The organism is Flavobacterium cutihirudinis, from assembly GCF_003385895.1.
GTDB lineage: Bacteria > Bacteroidota > Bacteroidia > Flavobacteriales > Flavobacteriaceae > Flavobacterium > Flavobacterium cutihirudinis.
In genome coordinates this window covers 408,997-427,837 of sequence record NZ_QRDQ01000008.1, presented here as the reverse complement: position 1 = coordinate 427,837, position 18,841 = coordinate 408,997, and the positions used below count along the sequence as shown (strand labels likewise).

Below are 18,841 nucleotides of genomic sequence, written 5' to 3'. Positions count from 1 at the left end.
TAAGAAATATGTATCCACAAGAAATGGTAAAACCTATGGAAGCTGAATTAACTTCTGCTGGTTTTCAAGATTTACATAGTGCTGAAGCAGTTGATAACGCTATCAAAGCTGAAGGTACCACTTTAGTTGTTGTAAACTCTGTTTGCGGTTGTGCTGCTAGAAATGCACGTCCGGGAGCAAAAATGAGTTTAGAAGGCGCTAAAAAACCAGATCACCTTATTACAGTTTTCGCTGGTGTTGACAAAGAAGCAGTTGATGCTGCAAGACAACATATGTTTCCTTTTCCTCCATCATCGCCATCTATGGCTTTGTTCAAAAACGGAGAATTGGTTCACATGTTAGAGCGTCACCACATCGAAGGACGCCCAGCTGAAATGATCGCTGAGAATTTGCAAGATGCGTTTAACGAATTCTGTTAATTTTTAAGATGCTAAGTTGCTGAGATTCTAAGATACTAAGTTTTTTTAAGAAGCAGATTCGCAACATAAAGATTTAAAACAAAAGCACTATTTTCATAGTGCTTTTGTCGTTTTATGCGTTTAGCAAGAAACTTAGTATCTTAGAATCTCAGCAACTTAGCATCTTACAGATTCCATCCCCCGCCAAGTGCTTTATACAACTCAACCATTGAACTTAATTGTCGTTCAGATAATTGAGCAAGGCTTAATTGAGCGTTGAACAAATTAGTTTCAACATCTAGAACTTCTAAGTATGAAACATAACCGCTGTCATATCTTTCGCGGGAAAGATTAAAGTTTATCAAGGCAGCCTTAACTTGTCTGTCGCGGGCTTTCCATTCTTCTTTATACGTTCTGATGTTTTGTATGGATTGTTCTACTTCAGAAACGGCGCCAATATAAGTTCTTTGGTAAATGAATTTGAATTGTTCAGCTTGTTGCCTGTTGATTTCGACTCTTCTTTTGTTTTTTCCGAAGGCAAATATCGGACCTGCAATTCCAGCCGATGCGTTTTGTAAATAAGAACTTCCCAGAAATAAATTGCTTAAATCTGCACTTGCAAATCCGGCTATTGCAGCTAGATTCAGAGAAGGGAAACGCATTGCTTGTGCTACACCAATTCTTTCATTTGCTGCTTTGTATCGTAATTCAGCCGCTTTTACATCGGGTCTGTTTTCTAATAATGCCGATGGAAGCGAAAGCGGAATTTCACTAACGATTCTCAGTTCGGTATTGCTTTTTCCTCGTGGAATTTCGGTAGGAAGCTGACCTGTAAGCAACGCAATTGTATTTTCCTGATACGTTATTTGTCGCTGGATGTTCGGAATTGCAGCTTCTGCAATCGCAACTTGCTGTTCGATTTGAACTTTATCAACTTCGGAGATATAACCACTTTTAAATCTTTCGTTTATAATTTCATAGTATTTCTCTCGGCTGGCAAGTGTTGACTTAGTAATTTCCAGCTGATCGTCCAGATTTCGCATTTGAAAGTAAGCGACAGCAATATTGGTCACGATTTCTGAAAGTACAACTTTGCGGGCTTCTTCTGTAGCCAAAAGTTCGGCTTTTACAGCGTTATTTTCATGGCGGTATTTCCCCCAGAAATCAAGTTCCCATGACATACTTGCGCCGGCCGTTGAAGGCGTAAAGTTTTTGTCGTTACTGTTTATCGTTGCACCATATTGAAAAGCAGGGAATAAATCGGCTTTAGCATAACCTAATTCGGCGCGAAGCTGATCGATTCTGGACACTGCAATTTTTAGATCGTAATTGTTTTGAAGGCCTTTTGTAATCAGATCTTTTAAAACATCATCATTAAACAAATCAAACCATTTTAAATTGGTAACATTTGCCAGACTGTCTAAATTTCTTTCGTTTTTATAAGAATCTGATTTTTGCTGTTCTGGTTTGCTATATTTTGGCCCCACCATACAACCGACAGGAAATAGGATGAGGATAAATAAAACAACGATTATTTTATGTCTCTTAATCATGGTCAGAAGTATTTGATTCCACATTATGTCCTTCAGTCAGAGTTGAATCATCTTTCTTTTTTCCGATGTTTTCAATCATTACAAATAAACCAGGTACAATTAATACACCCAAAACCGTGGCGATTAACATACCGCTGAACACCGCCATTCCCATTACGATACGAGCTTGTGAACCCGCACCAGTTGCTGTCAATAACGGAACTACTCCAAGAATGAATGCAAACGCCGTCATTAGAATTGGCCTGAAACGCAACTTTGCAGCTACCATCGCCGATTCGTAAAGTGGTTTTCCTTTTTCGTATTCTTCTTTGGCAAACTCTACAATCAGAATGGCATTTTTGGCGACCAATCCAATCAATAATACGAGTCCAATTTGAGCAAATACATTATTTACGTAAGCATCGCTTCCAAGTCTTGCCAGCATTAATCCTAAAAATGCACCAAAAACGGCAAAAGGAGCACCAAGCAATACACTGAAAGGTAGTTTCCAACTTTCGTATTGTGCAGCAAGAATTAAGAATACAAATACCAATGCCATTATGAAAACCGAACCACCGCCTGGTGAATGTTTTTCCTGATAAGATAAGTTGATGTAATCGAAACTCATATCGGCTGGCAAGGTCTGTTTGGCAACCTCTTCGAGAGCGGTTAAGGCTTGCGCACTACTATAACCGTCATTTGGGCTTCCGCCGATTTCTGCTGATCGGAATAAGTTTAGACGATTGGTAAAATCCGGTCCCGTAACCTTAGTTGCCGTAACCAATGTCGAGACAGGAAGCATATCGCCCAAATTATTTTTTACATAAATAAGATTTAGATCTTCCGGACTGACACGATCGGCTGCTTCACCCTGGAGGTAAACCTTGTACTGACGGCCAAAACGGTTGAAGTCATTCACGTAACTTCCTCCCAAAAAGGCACCTAATGCTTCGGTAACTTTTGAAACAGGTATACCTAATTTCATGGCTTTGTCATTGTCAATTTCTAATTTGACTTGTGGAGTACCGGCATTAAAAGTGGTGTAAATTCGTTTAATTTCTGGGCGCTGCTGAGCCGCAGCAATAAAAGCCTGAGTTTGTTCAGCCAAATATTGAGGTGTATTTCCACCTCTGTCCTGTAGCATCAAACTAAAACCTGCCGATGCACCCAAACCTTGAATTGCCGGTGGACCAAATGAAAAGCAAGTTGCTGTTGTAATTTGGGTGGCAAGTTTAATATTTAGTCTGTCTACAAATTGTTTCGCTGTTTCTGCTCGGTCTTCCCATGGTTTTAATGAGATGAAAATAAAGGCATTATTTGGTTGATAAGAGTTAGTAAGCATACTAAATCCATTGATTGTTGTATAAGATAGGATTGATTTTTCTTCTTTTAAGAAACTGTCTACCTTTTTCGAAATTTCATCTGTACGTTGTAATGACGATGCAGGAGGCAAGGCAATATTTACTAAAACATAGCCTTGATCTTCTTCAGGAATAAATCCTAGTGGAATCTTCTTTCCTAAAAATGCGGTAGCTACTAATATTACTACCAGTAAAAGAACAATTCGCATGGCTTTTTTAGCAAAAAATGTTGCTCCACTAATATATTTTCCGGTAACTTTTTCGAAGATTCTATTAAATCCGGCAAAAAACTTCGCCAGCCATCCTGATTGTTCTTCAATAGGTTTGGTCGGTTTTAATAACATAGCACAAAGCGCGGGACTTAGTGATAATGCACTAAATGCCGAGAACGCGACCGAGACGGCAATCGTTATGGCAAATTGTTGATAAAATCGTCCGGTAATTCCAGGTGTCATCGCAACCGGAATAAACACAGCACATAAAATCAAGGCAATCGCAATTACGGGGCCAGATACTTCGCGCATGGCCTGAACGGTAGCTTCTTTTGGAGTTTTTCCGTGTTCGATATGATGAATAACAGCTTCCACAACCACAATAGCATCATCGACCACAATACCAATTGCTAACACTAATCCTAAAAGTGACAATGTATTGATAGAAAATCCTAGCATAGGGAAAACCGCAATGGTTCCGATAAGAGAAACAGGAACGGTAATCAACGGAATTAAAGTAGCGCGCCAGTTTTGAAGAAAGATAAACACTACTAAAATTACTAATATAATGGCTTCAAAAAGCGTGTGTACAATGTCGTCAACTCCTGCAGTAATGGCTAAAGTTGTATCTAAAGATTCTTGATATTCTATATCTTTTGGAAACTTTTCGGATAAAATTTTCATTGTGCTTTTTGCTGTTTCAGCTACATCAAGAGCATTACTTCCTGGCATTTGATAAACGGCTAAAACGGCACTTGGTGAACTGTTTCTTCGGGCTGTCGAACTGTAGTTTTCTGTTCCTAACTCGATTCGGGCAATATCAGCCATTAAAACCTGCGCTCCGTCTTGTTTACTTCGAACGACGATATTTCCAAATTCCTTTTCCGTAACTAATCGATCTTGCAGTGTTACACCATATGTGAATTCAGTATTGGCAGGAGCCGGTTCAGCACCAAATTTTCCCCCAGGACTAATCATGTTTTGGGAGTTCAGCGCATTTTTTACATCATCAACTGTGACTCCAAGTTTGCTCATCATATCGGCCTTGAGCCAAATTCTCATTGAGTAATCACTTCCTCCAAACAGCGTAACTTCTCCAACTCCTTTTATACGAGCCAATTGATCTACGATGTTAATGCTGGCGTAGTTGTTCAAAAACTTAGCATCATATTTTGGATTAGTTGATGTTACAGTGAAAAGCATCATCGGGAAAGACAAAGATTTCTTTACTACAACTCCCTGTTGTTTTACACTCGAAGGCATAAAAGGAGCCGATTGGTTTTGTCTATTCTGCGTAAGCATATTGGCATTATCCAGATTAGTTCCTACATCAAAAGTTACCTCGATTGTACAGGCACCGTCAGAAGTGTTGATGGATTTCATGTATAACATGTTTTCAACACCATTTACTTTTTGCTCAATTGGCGTTGCAACTGCCTGCTCAACATTCAGGGCATTTGCTCCTGTGAAAGAAGTAGTAATTTTTACAACAGGAGGATTAATATCCGGATATTGCGAGATAGGCGTTTTTTGTAAAGCTAGTAATCCAAGTATCACAATAATAATACTGATTACAATAGCAACTATTGGTCTTCGAACGAAAAATTCTCCCATAATACTATGTATCTAGATTATTATTTAGTAACTGCAGTTTCTGTTTCACCTAATTGCCATTGTGTGACTTTTGGTGTAATAACGCTTCCGTTTTTCAATAATGAAGTACCTCCCATGGCTATCTTGTCGCCAGGTTTTAAACCTTCTTCTATAATGTATCCATTTTGAACCGCCGGACCAGGTTTTACAATTTGCATTTGCACTTTGTTGTCATTTCCTAAAACATACACCTGATAAATTCCCTGCACCTCAATAACGGCGCGTTGCGGAATTACAATGGCATCTTTGCGAATATCTGTAAGCAATGCAATTTTTGCATATTGTCCTGGACGAAGCAATTTGTCGGGATTAGGAAATGCAGCTTCAAATGTGATGGCACCTGTAGAGGGATCTATTTGTCTGTCAGTAAAACTAACTTTACCTGTTTGTGGATAAATGGATCCATCTGATAATTTTAAAGTAACAGATGCGCCGGAACCTTTTAAAACCGAATTAGGTTTGTTGAATTCTCTGTAAAGGCGCAAAAATTCCTGCTCGCTCATGGTGAAACGAACTCTCACATCTCCTAAATCAGAAATGGTGTTTAAAATTGAGGCTGGACCCGGACGAACATAATCTCCAACTCTTACTTTAGAAATTCCTATTAAGCCGGAAATTGGTGCAACAATTCGGCAATAGCCCAATTCAATTTTGGCATTTTGCACTGATGCGTCTGATGCTTTGATCTGTGCTATAGAAGCTGTGTAAGCTGATTTGGCAGAAACTAATTCTCTTTGGCTGACCGCGTTAATTTTTGCTAATGGCGTAATCATGTCCAAATCTGATTTGGTTTTTGATAATCGTGCCTGAGATTCTGCAGCACCGCCTTCTGCTTCGTTGAGTTTGGCTCTATAAGGCAGAGCATCAATGGTGTACAATAGTTGTCCTTTGGTGACAAAACTACCTTCCCTAAAATTTATACTTTCGATAAGGCCATCAACTCGAGGATTAATTTGGATATCTGATTGACCAAAGGTTTGTCCAGTATATTCAGATTCAATTTTAACATCCTGCTGTAATACGGTAGTTACTGAAATTTCTAAAGGCTTGGGTTGTGGCGGGGCTTCTTTTTTGCAGGATAGCATTAAAAAAAGTAAGAAAATTGCTGGGGAGTAAATCTTGTTCATTTTTAATTCTTTATTAAAATCGATTAAAACTCAACTAACTAAAAACCAAATAAATCCTAAGCTAAGTTAACATTTTTTTAATTAAAATTTTAAATATTATTTCCACTTTGCTTTTTTTTCTAAATTTATATTCAATTGAGCTTCAGTGGATAAAAAAACGTTGAAATGCTATAAATTAACGTCAAAATGCACTAATTGTAAGAAAAAATATTTCGATGTATACAATAACAATTTCAAAAATGTGTAAGTATGTCAAAAAAGGATAAAAAAAAATCGCATGATCTGGATGAAATTCCAAACGATTTAAAATCGTTAAATAAGAAAGAATTGCTGCACAGAGCAAAGAAATTTTCAGAACAATATTGTGTTGGTGACGGAAAGGATTTTACACTCAAGGGCAAATCTACCTGTGATTATGCTGGCGAAGAAAAATCGAGAATAAAAAAGACATTGAAAATGGGAGTCAAAGCATTGGCAGCAATGCAGGAGACTCTTTATGCCCAAGATAAATGGTCGGTTCTACTCATTTTTCAGGCCATGGATGCTGCGGGAAAAGATGGAGCAATTAAACATGTAATGTCTGGTATAAATCCGCAGGGTTGTCAGGTTTCTTCTTTCAAAGGACCAAGTTCTGAAGAATTAGATCATGATTATCTTTGGCGTTGCCAAAAACATTTACCTGAAAGAGGCCGAATCGGAATTTTTAACCGTTCTTACTATGAAGAAGTATTGGTGGTTCGTGTACATGAACAAATTTTGAGAGGACAAAAAATACCTGAAAAACTAATCACTGAAAATATCTGGGAAAATCGTTTTGAGGATATTCGAAATTTTGAAAAATATTTAAATCGAAACGGAACGATTGTAATTAAGTTTTTTCTGAATCTTTCGAAAGAAGAACAAAAGAAAAGATTTATCGAGCGAGTAGATAATCCTGATAAAAACTGGAAATTTAGCGCTGCCGATGCCAAAGAACGAGGCTTTTGGGATGATTACATGTTTGCCTATGAAGAATTAATCAAAAATACATCGACCAAAAAATCGCCATGGTATGTAATTCCGGCCGATAATAAATATTATGCCCGAATTGCAATCGCCTCAGCAATTATTCACGCCTTAGACGAAATGGATTTAGAATATCCAAAAGTTAGCGCGGAAAAACTCGCGGAGCTCAATGCAGTCAAACAAGCGCTATTAGACGAAAAAGAGTAGTATTTTTGATATTTTATAAATTATGCGCTAATCGCAAATGGCAGCAACTATTATAAATTATGGTTTCTAAACTTATACCCGCTTTAGACTGGATTAAAGAGTATAAAAAAGAGTATCTCAAAAGTGACTTTATAGCCGGAATTACGCTAGCAGCATACGGAATTCCTGTATCTTTAGCTTATGCAACTCTTGCAGGATTACCTCCGCACTACGGAATTTATGGTTATTTAATAGGCGGAATATTTTATGCTTTTTTGGGCACTAGCAAACAACTTGCTATCGGGCCAACCTCGGCTATTTCGTTATTAATTGGTACGACAATAGCAGGTATTGCTCATGGAGATTTGCAACGATGGGCCGAAATTGCATCACTCACTACTTTGGTATTTGCTGTAATGGCGGTAATTGCTTATCTGCTAAAGCTAAGCGGAATTATAAATTTTATAAGCGAAACTGTTTTGTTGGGCTTCAAGGCAGGCGCGGCAATTACTATTGGCTTAAGCCAATTACCCGAATTGTTTGGCATAAAAGGTGGAGGGCATAATTTCTTGGAAAGTTGTGTAGCACTTTTTGAGCAGATTCATAATTTGAATTTTGCGGTTTTTCTTTTTGGTGTAGTTGCCATAATACTGTTATTAGGTGGAGAGAAATTTGTTCCAGGACGCCCAGTTGCCATCTTAATTGTTGTATTATCAATAGTTCTCATTTCTGTAACTTCTTTAGAGAATAGCGGATTTGATATTGTTGGTGCAATTCCAAAAGGGCTTCCTGAATTCTACATACCTTCGATCTCAATTCATGATGTAGATGGAGTATTACCGTTAGCAATGGCTTGTTTTCTGCTATCTTATATCGAAAGTGTGTCGGCGGGTAGAACATTGGCACAAAAAAATGGCTATGTTATTGATCCGCGACAAGAACTTTTGGCATTAGGTATTGCCAATGCAGCTGTTGCACTAGGACAAGGTTATCCTGTTGCGGGTGGACTTTCGCAATCTGCTGTAAACGATACAGCGGGTGCCAAAACTCCTTTATCGCTTTTATTTTGTTCGGTAACAATTGCTTTTTGCTTACTGTTTTTAACAGATTTTCTTCAAAATCTGCCAACCGTAATTTTGGCTGCGGTCGTTTTGGTTTCAATTAGGAGCTTGGTGGATATAAAAGAAATCAGACATCTTTATAAGATTGATAAACAAGAATTTAGTGTCGCCATGATTGCATTAATTGGTGTTCTTATATGGGGGATTCTTACGGGTGTTTTGTTGGCAGCGATGGTTACGTTGTTATTGTTATTGAAAGCAGCTTCAAAACCTAATGTGGCTTTTTTAGGTAGAATTCCGGGTACTAAAATTTATACCGATATGGAAAGACATCCTGACAACGAAAAGATTGATGGAGTACTTATCGTTAGGATTGAATCTTCTATATATTATTTTAATGCAGCGTATATCAAAGAAAAGATTTGGGAAAAAATCTATAGTGAACAGGCTTCCTTAAAGACAGTAATATTAGATCTTAATTCTTCTCCAAGAATTGATATGTCTGGTGCTCGATTCCTAAAACAGCTTTTTATAGATTTGAAGGCCAAAAATATTACATTAAGAATAGCAGAAGCCCGTTCTGAAGTTCGGGATAGTCTCAGAGCAGAAAATATGGAGGCTTTGGTAGGACACATTAGTCGCTCTGTTTCTGTGGATGATTTTGTTGTTCGCGCGATTCAAGACAATTCGAAGTAAAATTAAGGTTAAAGACAGAATAGTGTTTTGCCATTTTTTGATATAATTCAATTTACAAAAGATGTTAAAAAAAACAGATAATTAGGTCAATACAATTTTTAATCTCAAAATAAACCCTAAATTTGCCGCAGATTTTAGAGAAAATCTAATAAAACATACATTCTTAACTTAAAACTGTTTATAGCATGCAACTGTATAACACTTTGAGCGCAGAAGAAAGAGCCATCATGATCGATGATGCAGGACAACAACGACTTACGTTGTCTTTCTATGCGTACGCCAAAATTCAAGATCCTAAAAAATTTCGCGATGACTTATTCGTAGCCTGGAATGCACTCGATGCGTTAGGCCGAATTTACGTTGCCAACGAAGGAATAAATGCTCAAATGAGTGTTCCTGCTGAAAATTTTGAAGCTTTTAGAGAAACTCTCGAAGCGTATGATTTTATGAAAGGCTTACGATTGAATGTCGCTGTAGAACATGATGATCATTCGTTTTTAAAATTAACTATTAAAGTAAGACACAAAATTGTCGCTGATGGTTTAAACGACGATACTTTTGATGTAACGAATATAGGCGTTCACTTGAAAGCCAAAGAATTCAACGAAATTCTTGATGATCCAAATACAATTGTTGTTGATTTTAGAAATCACTACGAAAGTGAAGTTGGACATTTTAAAGGAGCAATTACTCCGGATGTTGAAACTTTTAGAGAGAGTTTGCCAATTATCAACGAACAACTTCAAAACCATAAAGAAGATAAAAATCTGGTAATGTATTGTACTGGAGGAATTCGTTGCGAAAAAGCAAGTGCTTATTTCAAACACCAGGGCTTTAAAAATGTTTATCAATTAGAAGGTGGAATCATCAACTATGCGAAACAGCTGAAGGAAGAAGGTCTGGAAAGTAAATTTATTGGAAAAAATTTCGTGTTTGATAATCGCTTGGGCGAAAGAATTACAGACGATATTATTTCGCAATGTCACCAATGCGGAAAACCTTGTGATAATCATACTAATTGTGAAAACGATGGTTGCCATTTATTGTTTATTCAATGTGATGATTGTAAAGCGGCTATGGAAAACTGTTGTTCTACAGAATGTTTGGACATTATTCATATGCCATTGGTTGATCAAGTTCGTTTGAGAACAGGTAAACAAGTTGGAAATAAGGTTTTCAGAAAAGGAAAATCTGAAAACTTGAAATTCAAACATTCAGGAGAATTACCAGAAACGGCATTGGCCACAGCACAAAAACCAGCTGATATCCGTCAGAAAATAAAAGTAAAAAAAGTACTTCTTGGAAAAGCAGAACATTATTATGTGAAAGCTCAAGTGGGACAATTTACAGTTGAAAATCACGAATTAAACGTTGGCGATAAAATCCTTATTTCTGGCCCAACAACAGGTGATCAGGAATTGGTTTTAGACAAAATCATCGTTGACGGTGTAGAAACTCAATCTGCTAAAATTGGTGATAAGGTAACTTTTGAGGTTCCTTTTAGAATTAGATTGTCGGATAAAGTTTATAAGATTTTAGATTGAATTTAATAGGAGTGTTACGGCATTTACGTTAAATTTTGATAATATAGAACAAAGCCCACTGTTTCAGCAGTGGGTTTTTTTAATATGAGAATATACTACGAATAATTTTTAAAATATAAACTATGATATAAATCATAGGAATCTAATCTACACCCACATTATTTTTGTCAATTGTTAGATGACTGATTGAAAAATCACATCATTGGAATAATAAAACAAAAATGACACTTACCAACAAAATTGAACTCATGGCTCCCGCAGGGAGCTTTGAGTCACTTCAGGCTGCACTAGATAATGGTGCGGATTCTATCTACTTTGGAGTAGAACAACTCAATATGCGCGCTCGCTCAACGGTTAATTTTACCATTGATGATTTAAAAGAAATTGCCAATCGCTGCGAAGTTAAAAACGTTCGAAGCTATCTTACTTTAAACACGATTATTTACGATCATGATTTATCGGTTGTAAAAACATTATTGACCAAAGCCAAAGAAGCAAACATCACAGCAGTAATTGCTTCCGACCAAGCCGTAATTGCTATGGCAAGATCGATTGGAATGGAAGTTCATATTTCAACTCAGCTCAATGTGACGAATATCGAAACTATAAAATTCTATAGTTTATTTGCCGATACGATGGTTTTAAGCAGAGAATTGAGCTTGCGCCAAGTAAAAAATATTACGGCTCAAATTGAAAAAGAACAAATAAAAGGACCAAATGGTAATTTAGTCGAAATCGAAATTTTTGGCCATGGTGCTTTGTGTATGGCGGTTTCAGGAAAATGTTATTTAAGTCTGCATTCAAATAACTCATCCGCAAATCGTGGTGCTTGCAAACAAAATTGCCGAAAAAAATATACCGTTATTGATCAGGAAACTGGTTTTGAAATCGAATTGGATAACGAATACATGATGTCACCAAAAGATTTGTGTACAATCGATTTCTTGGATCAAGTTATAGATTCAGGGATTCAGGTTTTAAAAATTGAAGGACGTGGTCGTGCCCCAGAATATGTTTCAACCGTTATTAAAACCTATCGCGAAGCAATTGACGCCTATTATGATGGAACTTTCTCAAAAGAAAAAATAGCAGTTTGGATGCAAGCATTAGAAACTGTTTACAATCGTGGATTCTGGTCAGGATATTATCTTGGTCAGGAATTAGGTGAATGGAGTGATATTCCTGGATCTGCAGCAACGCAGAAAAAGGTTTATGTTGGAAAAGGAACACATTATTTTCCAAAAGCGGAAGTTGGTCAATTTAAAATTGAAGCTTACGATATTAAAATTGGAGATAGAATTTTAGTTACGGGACCAAGTACGGGTGCTCAGGAAATGATTATCGACAAAATGTTTGTAAATGATCTTACGGCAGAAAAAGCGACAAAAGGTGATGATTGTACTTTTAAACTTCCATTCAGAATCAGAATGTCGGACAAATTATATAAAATTGTCGAGGCGTAATGGTAATCGTAACTTTACAAAGAGACAAATGCATTGGTTGCAATTACTGCGTCGAAATGGATCCGGTGCATTTTCAGATGTCAAAAAAAGATGGAAAATCAGTTTTGATTCATTCGATAAATGCGAAAGGTTTTTTTACACTTAAATCTCCAAATCATACTATTGCTGAGAGCTGTGAATTGGCAGCAAAAGCTTGTCCGGTTAAAATTATAACCGTCAAAGAGACATAAATAAGATGTTAATAAAAAAGCCTGTTTTGTGGGGGCAAAACAGACTTTTTTCAACATGTCATTAAGATTTAATAATGAACAGGGCTTTGCGTACAAGGGCAATTGCTTATTCCTTGAAGAAAATCCAATCCGATCGTGACAACATGTGTTCCAGAATTATAAGCTCCAAGTTGATTTAGAGAAGCTTGATAAGAATATCCAAAATAAAAATTTGATTTTTTAAAACCAGCCATTGGCCCTAAAACCAAAGGATTTAAAAATTGATCATTTAAGAATCGGTAAGATACCCCGACCCAAAAATAATCTTCGAAACGATTAAATTGTCGGTATTTGAAATTTAGGTCAGTGCTGGAACGGCCATCACTGGCAAATTGCTGATAATATATTGATGGCTCCAACTCAACTCTATCGTTGTATGGTGCCTTAAAGATATAACCTGTATAAACTTGGTAATTTCGAAGCAATGCAGGTTCATTAGCCATAAACATATCAGTCTCTTTGTTTAGAATATTGGCGATGTTTAAATTGAGGTAAAATCCTTTATTTCTGTATAAAACTCCTGTATCAAAATTGTTATTAGAAACAGATCTGTTATTTGTAATGCTTGGATCTGAAGCATAATTACTGCCATTTCCTGAATTAAAATTATTAATATCGAGTTTAAAATTGTTGATATTGAATGAAATTCCAAAAGACAGATATTGTTTGGTATAGTAGTCTAAAATTAAATGATGTGCAAAAGAAATTTTAGCTCCGGTTTGTCGCGTATTACCATTTTTATCATTGTAAAGTGAGATTCCAACTCCAGAACGATCTAATACCCTAAGATCTGCATAAAGAGATTGATTGTTTGGGGCATCTTTTATCCCTACCCATTGCGTCAATCCGTTTGCTCTTATTCTTAAATTATCTCCAATACCTGCAAAAGTAGGCGAAATAATAAATGAATTATCGGCTAAATACTGAGTAAATACAGGCAAATTTAATTCCTGACTATAACTTGTATTGACTCCCAGAAGAATCAATAGTATAATAATTTTTTTCATTTTTTTATTTAATTTAGATAACATGATAGATGTGTAGTTATCTGTAAAGTGTAAAATGTCCAACAAACTCTCTATCGTCTTTCGGATCATTTAGCTTAATTACATACCAGTAATCTCCTGAGGTTAATTCTGCACCATTGTATTTTCCATCCCATTTTTGACCATAATGATAATTGGCTACTTTACGGCCATATCTATCAAAAATCGAAAAGGTCAAGTTTTTATAATTTGTACTGCAATCAGGGCCCCATTCGTCGCTAATTCCGTCCCCGTTTGGAGTAAAGTAATTCGGAATGCATACATCTATATATTCAAAATATCTTGAAGCGGTAGCTGTACATCCATTATTATCTATTACTGTTACGGTATAGATTCCTGACTTATAGATAATCAGTTTGTTATTATGGGTTTGTTCACCTTCGAATGAGAATTGATAATTTCCAAAACCTCCAAATGCTGTTGCAACAATTTCATTTAATTCTCCATCAGAAAGTTTCACGCTCAGTGGTTCAACTTGATCAATAGTAAATGAAGGCGTATTTTTTGTGCAACCATTTAAATGTCTAGCTGTTATAGTATGTGTTCCCGAAGGAACATTTGTAAAAATGTTATCAGATTGAAAGGTGCCATTATCAAGAGCATAATCTACATTCTCAAGATCTGTGATATTTAAGTCAAGCTTAACTTTAACTGAATTGTTTGTTTCGCAGTCATAATTGATTTCTGTAATAGGATCAAGCAGAATAGCATCCGGCATAGTTACTTCCAATTGCACAGTGCAGTTTAGTGCATCTTTAATTTTAACAATTTGATTAGTTCCTGTAATTTCATTAAAAGTATATTCGCTACCTGTTACTGGTTTGTACGGTTCATTGTTATTTAAACTAACTTCATAAGGTAGAATGCCACCTGTAATTTCAATACTAAATGAACCATTATTGTCATTGTAGCAAAGTTCAGGTATTATACTTCCTGTAATAACTGAAGAGTTTAATGGTAAAGCTATAGCTAGGTTCAATACCTGATCTGCTGTACATCCGTCGTTGTTTATTCTCAATCCGTTCTGCGACGTTGTATAGGTTACCCCGTCAATCCACTTAAATGATCCGCCTGCACATACGAACATATCGGTAACCTCATCAGCAGGTTTTGTTCCTACCGTCAGGTTCAGTACTTTGTCGGCTGTACATCCGTCGTTGTTTATTCTCAATCCGTTCTGCGACGTTGTATACGTTACCCCATCGATCCACTTAAATGATCCGCCTGCACATACGGACATATCGGTAACCTCATCAGCAGGTTTTGTTCCTACCGTCAGGTTCAGTACTTTGTCGGCTGTACATCCATCGTTGTTTATTCTCAATCCGTTCTGCGACGTTGTATAGGTTACCCCGTCAATCCACTTAAATGATCCGCCTGCACATACAGACATATCGGTAACCTCATCAGCAGGTTTTGTTCCTACCGTCAGGTTCAGTACTTTGTCGGCTGTACATCCGTCGTTGTTTATTCTCAATCCGTTCTGCGACGTTGTATAGGTTACCCCGTCGATCCACTTAAATGATCCGCCTGCACATACGAACATATCGGTAACCTCGTCTGCAGGTTTTGTTCCTACCGTCAGGTTCAGTACTTTGTCGGCTGTGCATCCGTCGTTGTTTATTCTCAATCCGTTCTGCGACGTTGTATAGGTTACCCCGTCAATCCACTTAAATGATCCGCCTGCACATACGAACATATCGGTAACCTCGTCTGCAGGTTTTGTTCCTACCGTCAGGTTCAGTACTTTGTCGGCTGTGCATCCGTCGTTGTTTATTCTCAATCCGTTCTGCGACGTTGTATAGGTTACCCCATCAATCCATTTATAAGATCCACCTGCACATACGAACATATCGGTAACCTCATCTGCAGGTTTTGTTCCTACCGTCAGGTTCAGTACTTTGTCGGCTGTGCATCCGTCGTTGTTTATTCTCAATCCGTTCTGCGACGTTGTATAGGTTACCCCATCAATCCATTTATAAGATCCACCTGCACATACGAACATATCGGTAACTTCGTTGGCAGGTTTAAGATTTAAAGTAACCGTCACAACTCTCCTGTCCTCTGGAGTATTTTCGCAATAATTTGTCCCACTAACGGCTAGATAATAGGTTTTAGATGTTGTTAGTATTCCTGTAGAATAAGATGAATTATTACTTAAAAGTGTTGCACTATTTGTAGGTCCATCATACCAATAAAAATTAGTTCCAACATTAGAAGTAGGTGTTAATGTGATTTGAGACCCCTCACAAACAGGATAATTTGATGATAATACTATATCTTGAGCTTTGGCTCGGGGAGTAACTTGTAGTTCTACCTCCTTAATGCCAGAGCAACCTAAATTGTTATTATTGGTGATGTCAATTCCTGCAGGCGCATAGCGTATTCTGTATTTTTTGTTTTCAAATAATGCTGGAGTTTCATATTGCGTTAAAGTAGCTCCAGGAATGTCTTCCCATGCTGTTCCGTTAAATTGTTGCCATTGATAATTGTAAACTACTGAAGGTGTGTTATTAAGAGCCGACGTAATAGTGTTGCTTTCTCCTGAACATATTTTTTCACTGGCAGTTGAAAGTGTCAATACTGGAACACATATACTAAATGAAACATCATCAAAAGCTACATCATTGCCATTTGTATTGGTGTCAGTCTGGGCATTACTAACTCTAAGTGTTACAGAATCTAGGCCTAATGGAATTGTAAACGACAAGCTGAGCTCGTTCCAAAGAAGTAGGTTTTGTTGACTTAAAGGGAGTTCATTGGAAGTTATTGATTTTATAATCATCCCGTTTGCTGGATTGATTAAATCAATTTTAATAATGGGTTTAATTGTTGTAAAAGTATATGTGGTTGGAACTAAATTTGCAGCATAAATGGAGAATTTGCATAAACTGCCTGAACAAAGATTAGAATATTTTTTTTCGTAAAAAACACTTCCAAAAACATTGTTTGCATCAAAAATTAACATGTATCCATCTCCACCTCTTCCTGTATTATGATCTCCTCCAGAGGACCATGCATTATTGCCCAGTTTAGGATTTTTTATCAAACTATACCCGTTTGAAGCAACAGTTCCAGATGGGGAAAAATTGTATGTAGTACTAAAATCTGACATAGAAGGTCTTGGGCCATAATCTGAAGCTCCAGAACCAAAATCATCTTTTATAATGGTGTGCATTTCTCCCTCGCAGATTGGTGTATTGACAATGAATCTTTGTGTTGTAGAAGTACAGTTGTCTAATTTAGCGCTTATTGTATAGTCTCCTTCTGGAGCGGTTACTCGATTACCGGTTTGACTAACTCCAGTTGAGGGATTGAACACATAAGTATATGTTGAATCATAATTAAGAATAGTAAAACTTCCATCTGATGTTGAAGTTGGTTGTGTAATTGCACTTAAAGTTGGCGGAGCAGGTGTTATTGGCTGTGCATTAATAGAAGTAAATGCTGGTGACGATTCACAATTTCCCAATTTAGCCGTGACGGTATAATTTCCTGCCGGCGCAGTAATTGTTTCTGCGTTTTGAATAACTCCTGTTGAAGGTGATATGATATAAGTATTTCTACTATCATAATTAGTTATAGTAAAACTTCCATTTGAATTGTTGCAAGTAGGATGATTTGAAGTAGTTAAACTAGGAGTAGCAATTGATGTATTTACGATAATCGACACAACATTACTACTAGTACTACAAGATTCAGAGGTTGTTATTCTTCTGTAGTAGGTTGTAATATTTGTATTAGGAGGTGAGTAGTTTTTGTCTGTTGCACCTGGTATCGATTGAAAAGTTATATTGTTTAAACTTTTTTCCCATTGAAAAGTAAAGGATAGATTTCCTCCAACCGGATTTGTACCTTCAACAAGAACATTATTTCCTGTGTTTTCACAATAATCAGGCACTAATGTTTGAATATTATTATTACTAATGGGTGTGTAAATATTGTATGTTAGAGTGGTAGCGTTAGAGGTTTTCCCATAAGAGTCATTAAATGTATAATTTATAGATACAGGACCCATTACAGTATTGTCTACAGGCATAAAAGTAACTTTGCCAGTTAAATAATCATATGCAAAGGTTCCTTTTCCGGTTACTGATTTAGTAGTTTGAATTCCATCAATAGAAGGGTCGAGATCAATACTCTCTTTATTTATTGTACCTAATCTATTTACTGTGCCATTATCATTGGCAGTTATATCTTCTGAAGTAGCAGGTAGACCAATGCATCCTGAAAACGAGTCAGCAACAGCTACTGGAGTAAGTAATGTTGATAAATCGACATTGATTTCTAAATTACGAATTTCATGAAAATTAGTAACATTTCCTGTTGAGGAAGCAATAGCTATTTTTAGATTATCGGGAGATAGGGTTGTATATTCATAATTATTAATTATTAAGGTTTTTGAACTTCCATGAGTTATATAAACATCAATAAAAAAACCGCCGGCAGAACGTGGTTTTAAACTAATGTCGATTTTTCTAAATTGAGGATTAGAAGCATCTGTTGCATTTCTGTCATAACCTGAAACATTAAAACCATATGGTGAGGTTGCTGCTGTAGTCAAGTGATTATATCCACTGTTTTCATCTCCTCTTAAGGTTATATTGCTGGGTGTTTGAGAAACGCCACCAATTTTCCAATCATTGTTTGAAGCAAAATTACCGTATTCATCAATTCCAATTCCCAAGTAACCTTTTGAAAAACCATTTTCCCACATAGATTGAGCATATCCTAAAGAACCTCCATATGCGCCTGCAGTAACCAAAGGAGCTGCGGCATCAAACAAAATGAAAGATATGCCGTCTGCACCACTGCCTCCAAAATCATAATATTCGAATGAAATATTCATTCCATAAGCAGATGGAAATGAATAATTATCCCACCATACAAGTCCTTTTTGATTGGTACGGTTACTTGTTAAGCGTAAATATCCGTTTCCTATAGGATCGTTATAACCGTCGTTAGATCCGGCACCTCCAGTAAGAAAGGCTGTTGGAGATCCTCCAAATATCATTCCCGGAGCTGTTGCGTTTTTAAAGCTTTCCGAAAATGGAAATTGTGCTCTAAGAGAGAATGAAACAAAGAATAATAGCATGAAAAGAACATACTTAAAGGAATTAAGCTTAATTGTAGTAATGATTTGCATAGACAATAAAGTAAAGGTTCAGAATATATGTAAGTGCTTATTTATTTGATATTTAAAATGTATATGCGAGAAAGTGGGTGTGTTTTTTTGTTTTTAAAAGCAAAATATATTTTGGAGATATTTTCTTGAAAAAAGTTGCAAA

11 protein-coding genes are annotated in these 18,841 nt (G+C 36.6%); 6 read left to right on the top strand and 5 right to left on the bottom strand.

What is annotated here, in order from left to right:
* The first annotated feature begins 8 nt into the window (after window positions 1-8).
* On the top strand, window positions 9-419 hold the full coding sequence (locus BD847_RS07625; protein WP_115887696.1) for a BrxA/BrxB family bacilliredoxin: 411 nt from the start codon (window positions 9-11) through the stop codon (window positions 417-419).
* Between the two features lie 164 nt (window positions 420-583).
* On the opposite strand, the gene BD847_RS07620 is transcribed toward BD847_RS07625, so the two are convergent.
* The 3 genes from BD847_RS07620 to BD847_RS07610 are packed head-to-tail and all read right to left on the bottom strand — an operon-like array spanning window position 584 to window position 6,283.
* Complete coding sequence (locus BD847_RS07620; protein ID WP_115887695.1) at window positions 584-1,951, bottom strand: efflux transporter outer membrane subunit; 1,368 nt, start codon at window positions 1,949-1,951, stop codon at window positions 584-586.
* Window positions 1,944-5,117 carry an efflux RND transporter permease subunit gene (locus tag BD847_RS07615; RefSeq protein WP_115887694.1) on the bottom strand — a complete coding sequence of 1,058 codons (3,174 nt, stop codon included), beginning with the start codon at window positions 5,115-5,117 and terminating at the stop codon, window positions 1,944-1,946. The genes BD847_RS07620 and BD847_RS07615 overlap by 8 nt, the downstream gene beginning before the upstream one ends.
* Window positions 5,118-5,137: 20 nt before the next feature.
* Window positions 5,138-6,283, bottom strand: a complete 1,146-nt coding sequence (locus BD847_RS07610) for an efflux RND transporter periplasmic adaptor subunit (protein ID WP_115887693.1) — start codon at window positions 6,281-6,283, stop codon at window positions 5,138-5,140.
* Between the two features lie 249 nt (window positions 6,284-6,532).
* On the opposite strand from BD847_RS07610, the gene BD847_RS07605 reads away from it, so the two are divergent.
* The 5 genes from BD847_RS07605 (at window position 6,533) to BD847_RS07585 (ending at window position 12,468) form a co-directional block, all read left to right on the top strand.
* Window positions 6,533-7,495: a polyphosphate kinase 2 family protein gene (locus BD847_RS07605; protein WP_115887692.1), complete on the top strand. Its 963-nt coding sequence runs from the start codon at window positions 6,533-6,535 to the stop codon at window positions 7,493-7,495.
* Between the two features lie 59 nt (window positions 7,496-7,554).
* Entirely contained in the window at window positions 7,555-9,231 is a 1,677-nt protein-coding gene (locus tag BD847_RS07600; RefSeq protein ID WP_115887691.1) for a SulP family inorganic anion transporter, read from the top strand.
* A 185-nt stretch (window positions 9,232-9,416) separates the two neighbouring features.
* Complete coding sequence (trhO, locus tag BD847_RS07595) at window positions 9,417-10,775, top strand: oxygen-dependent tRNA uridine(34) hydroxylase TrhO (protein WP_115887690.1); 1,359 nt, start codon at window positions 9,417-9,419, stop codon at window positions 10,773-10,775.
* Between the two features lie 221 nt (window positions 10,776-10,996).
* Complete coding sequence (locus BD847_RS07590) at window positions 10,997-12,238, top strand: peptidase U32 family protein (protein WP_115887689.1); 1,242 nt, start codon at window positions 10,997-10,999, stop codon at window positions 12,236-12,238.
* Complete coding sequence (locus tag BD847_RS07585; RefSeq protein ID WP_115887688.1) at window positions 12,238-12,468, top strand: ferredoxin; 231 nt, start codon at window positions 12,238-12,240, stop codon at window positions 12,466-12,468. The genes BD847_RS07590 and BD847_RS07585 overlap by 1 nt, the downstream gene beginning before the upstream one ends.
* A 68-nt stretch (window positions 12,469-12,536) precedes the next feature.
* Here the strand turns inward: BD847_RS07585 and BD847_RS07580 are convergent, their stop codons facing one another.
* Together BD847_RS07580 and BD847_RS07575 are read right to left on the bottom strand one after the other, a co-directional pair.
* Window positions 12,537-13,514, bottom strand: a complete 978-nt coding sequence (locus BD847_RS07580) for a PorP/SprF family type IX secretion system membrane protein (RefSeq protein WP_115888338.1) — start codon at window positions 13,512-13,514, stop codon at window positions 12,537-12,539.
* Between the two features lie 37 nt (window positions 13,515-13,551).
* On the bottom strand, window positions 13,552-18,648 hold the full coding sequence (locus tag BD847_RS07575; protein ID WP_167443839.1) for a T9SS type B sorting domain-containing protein: 5,097 nt from the start codon (window positions 18,646-18,648) through the stop codon (window positions 13,552-13,554).
* Window positions 18,649-18,841: the final 193 nt, after the last annotated feature.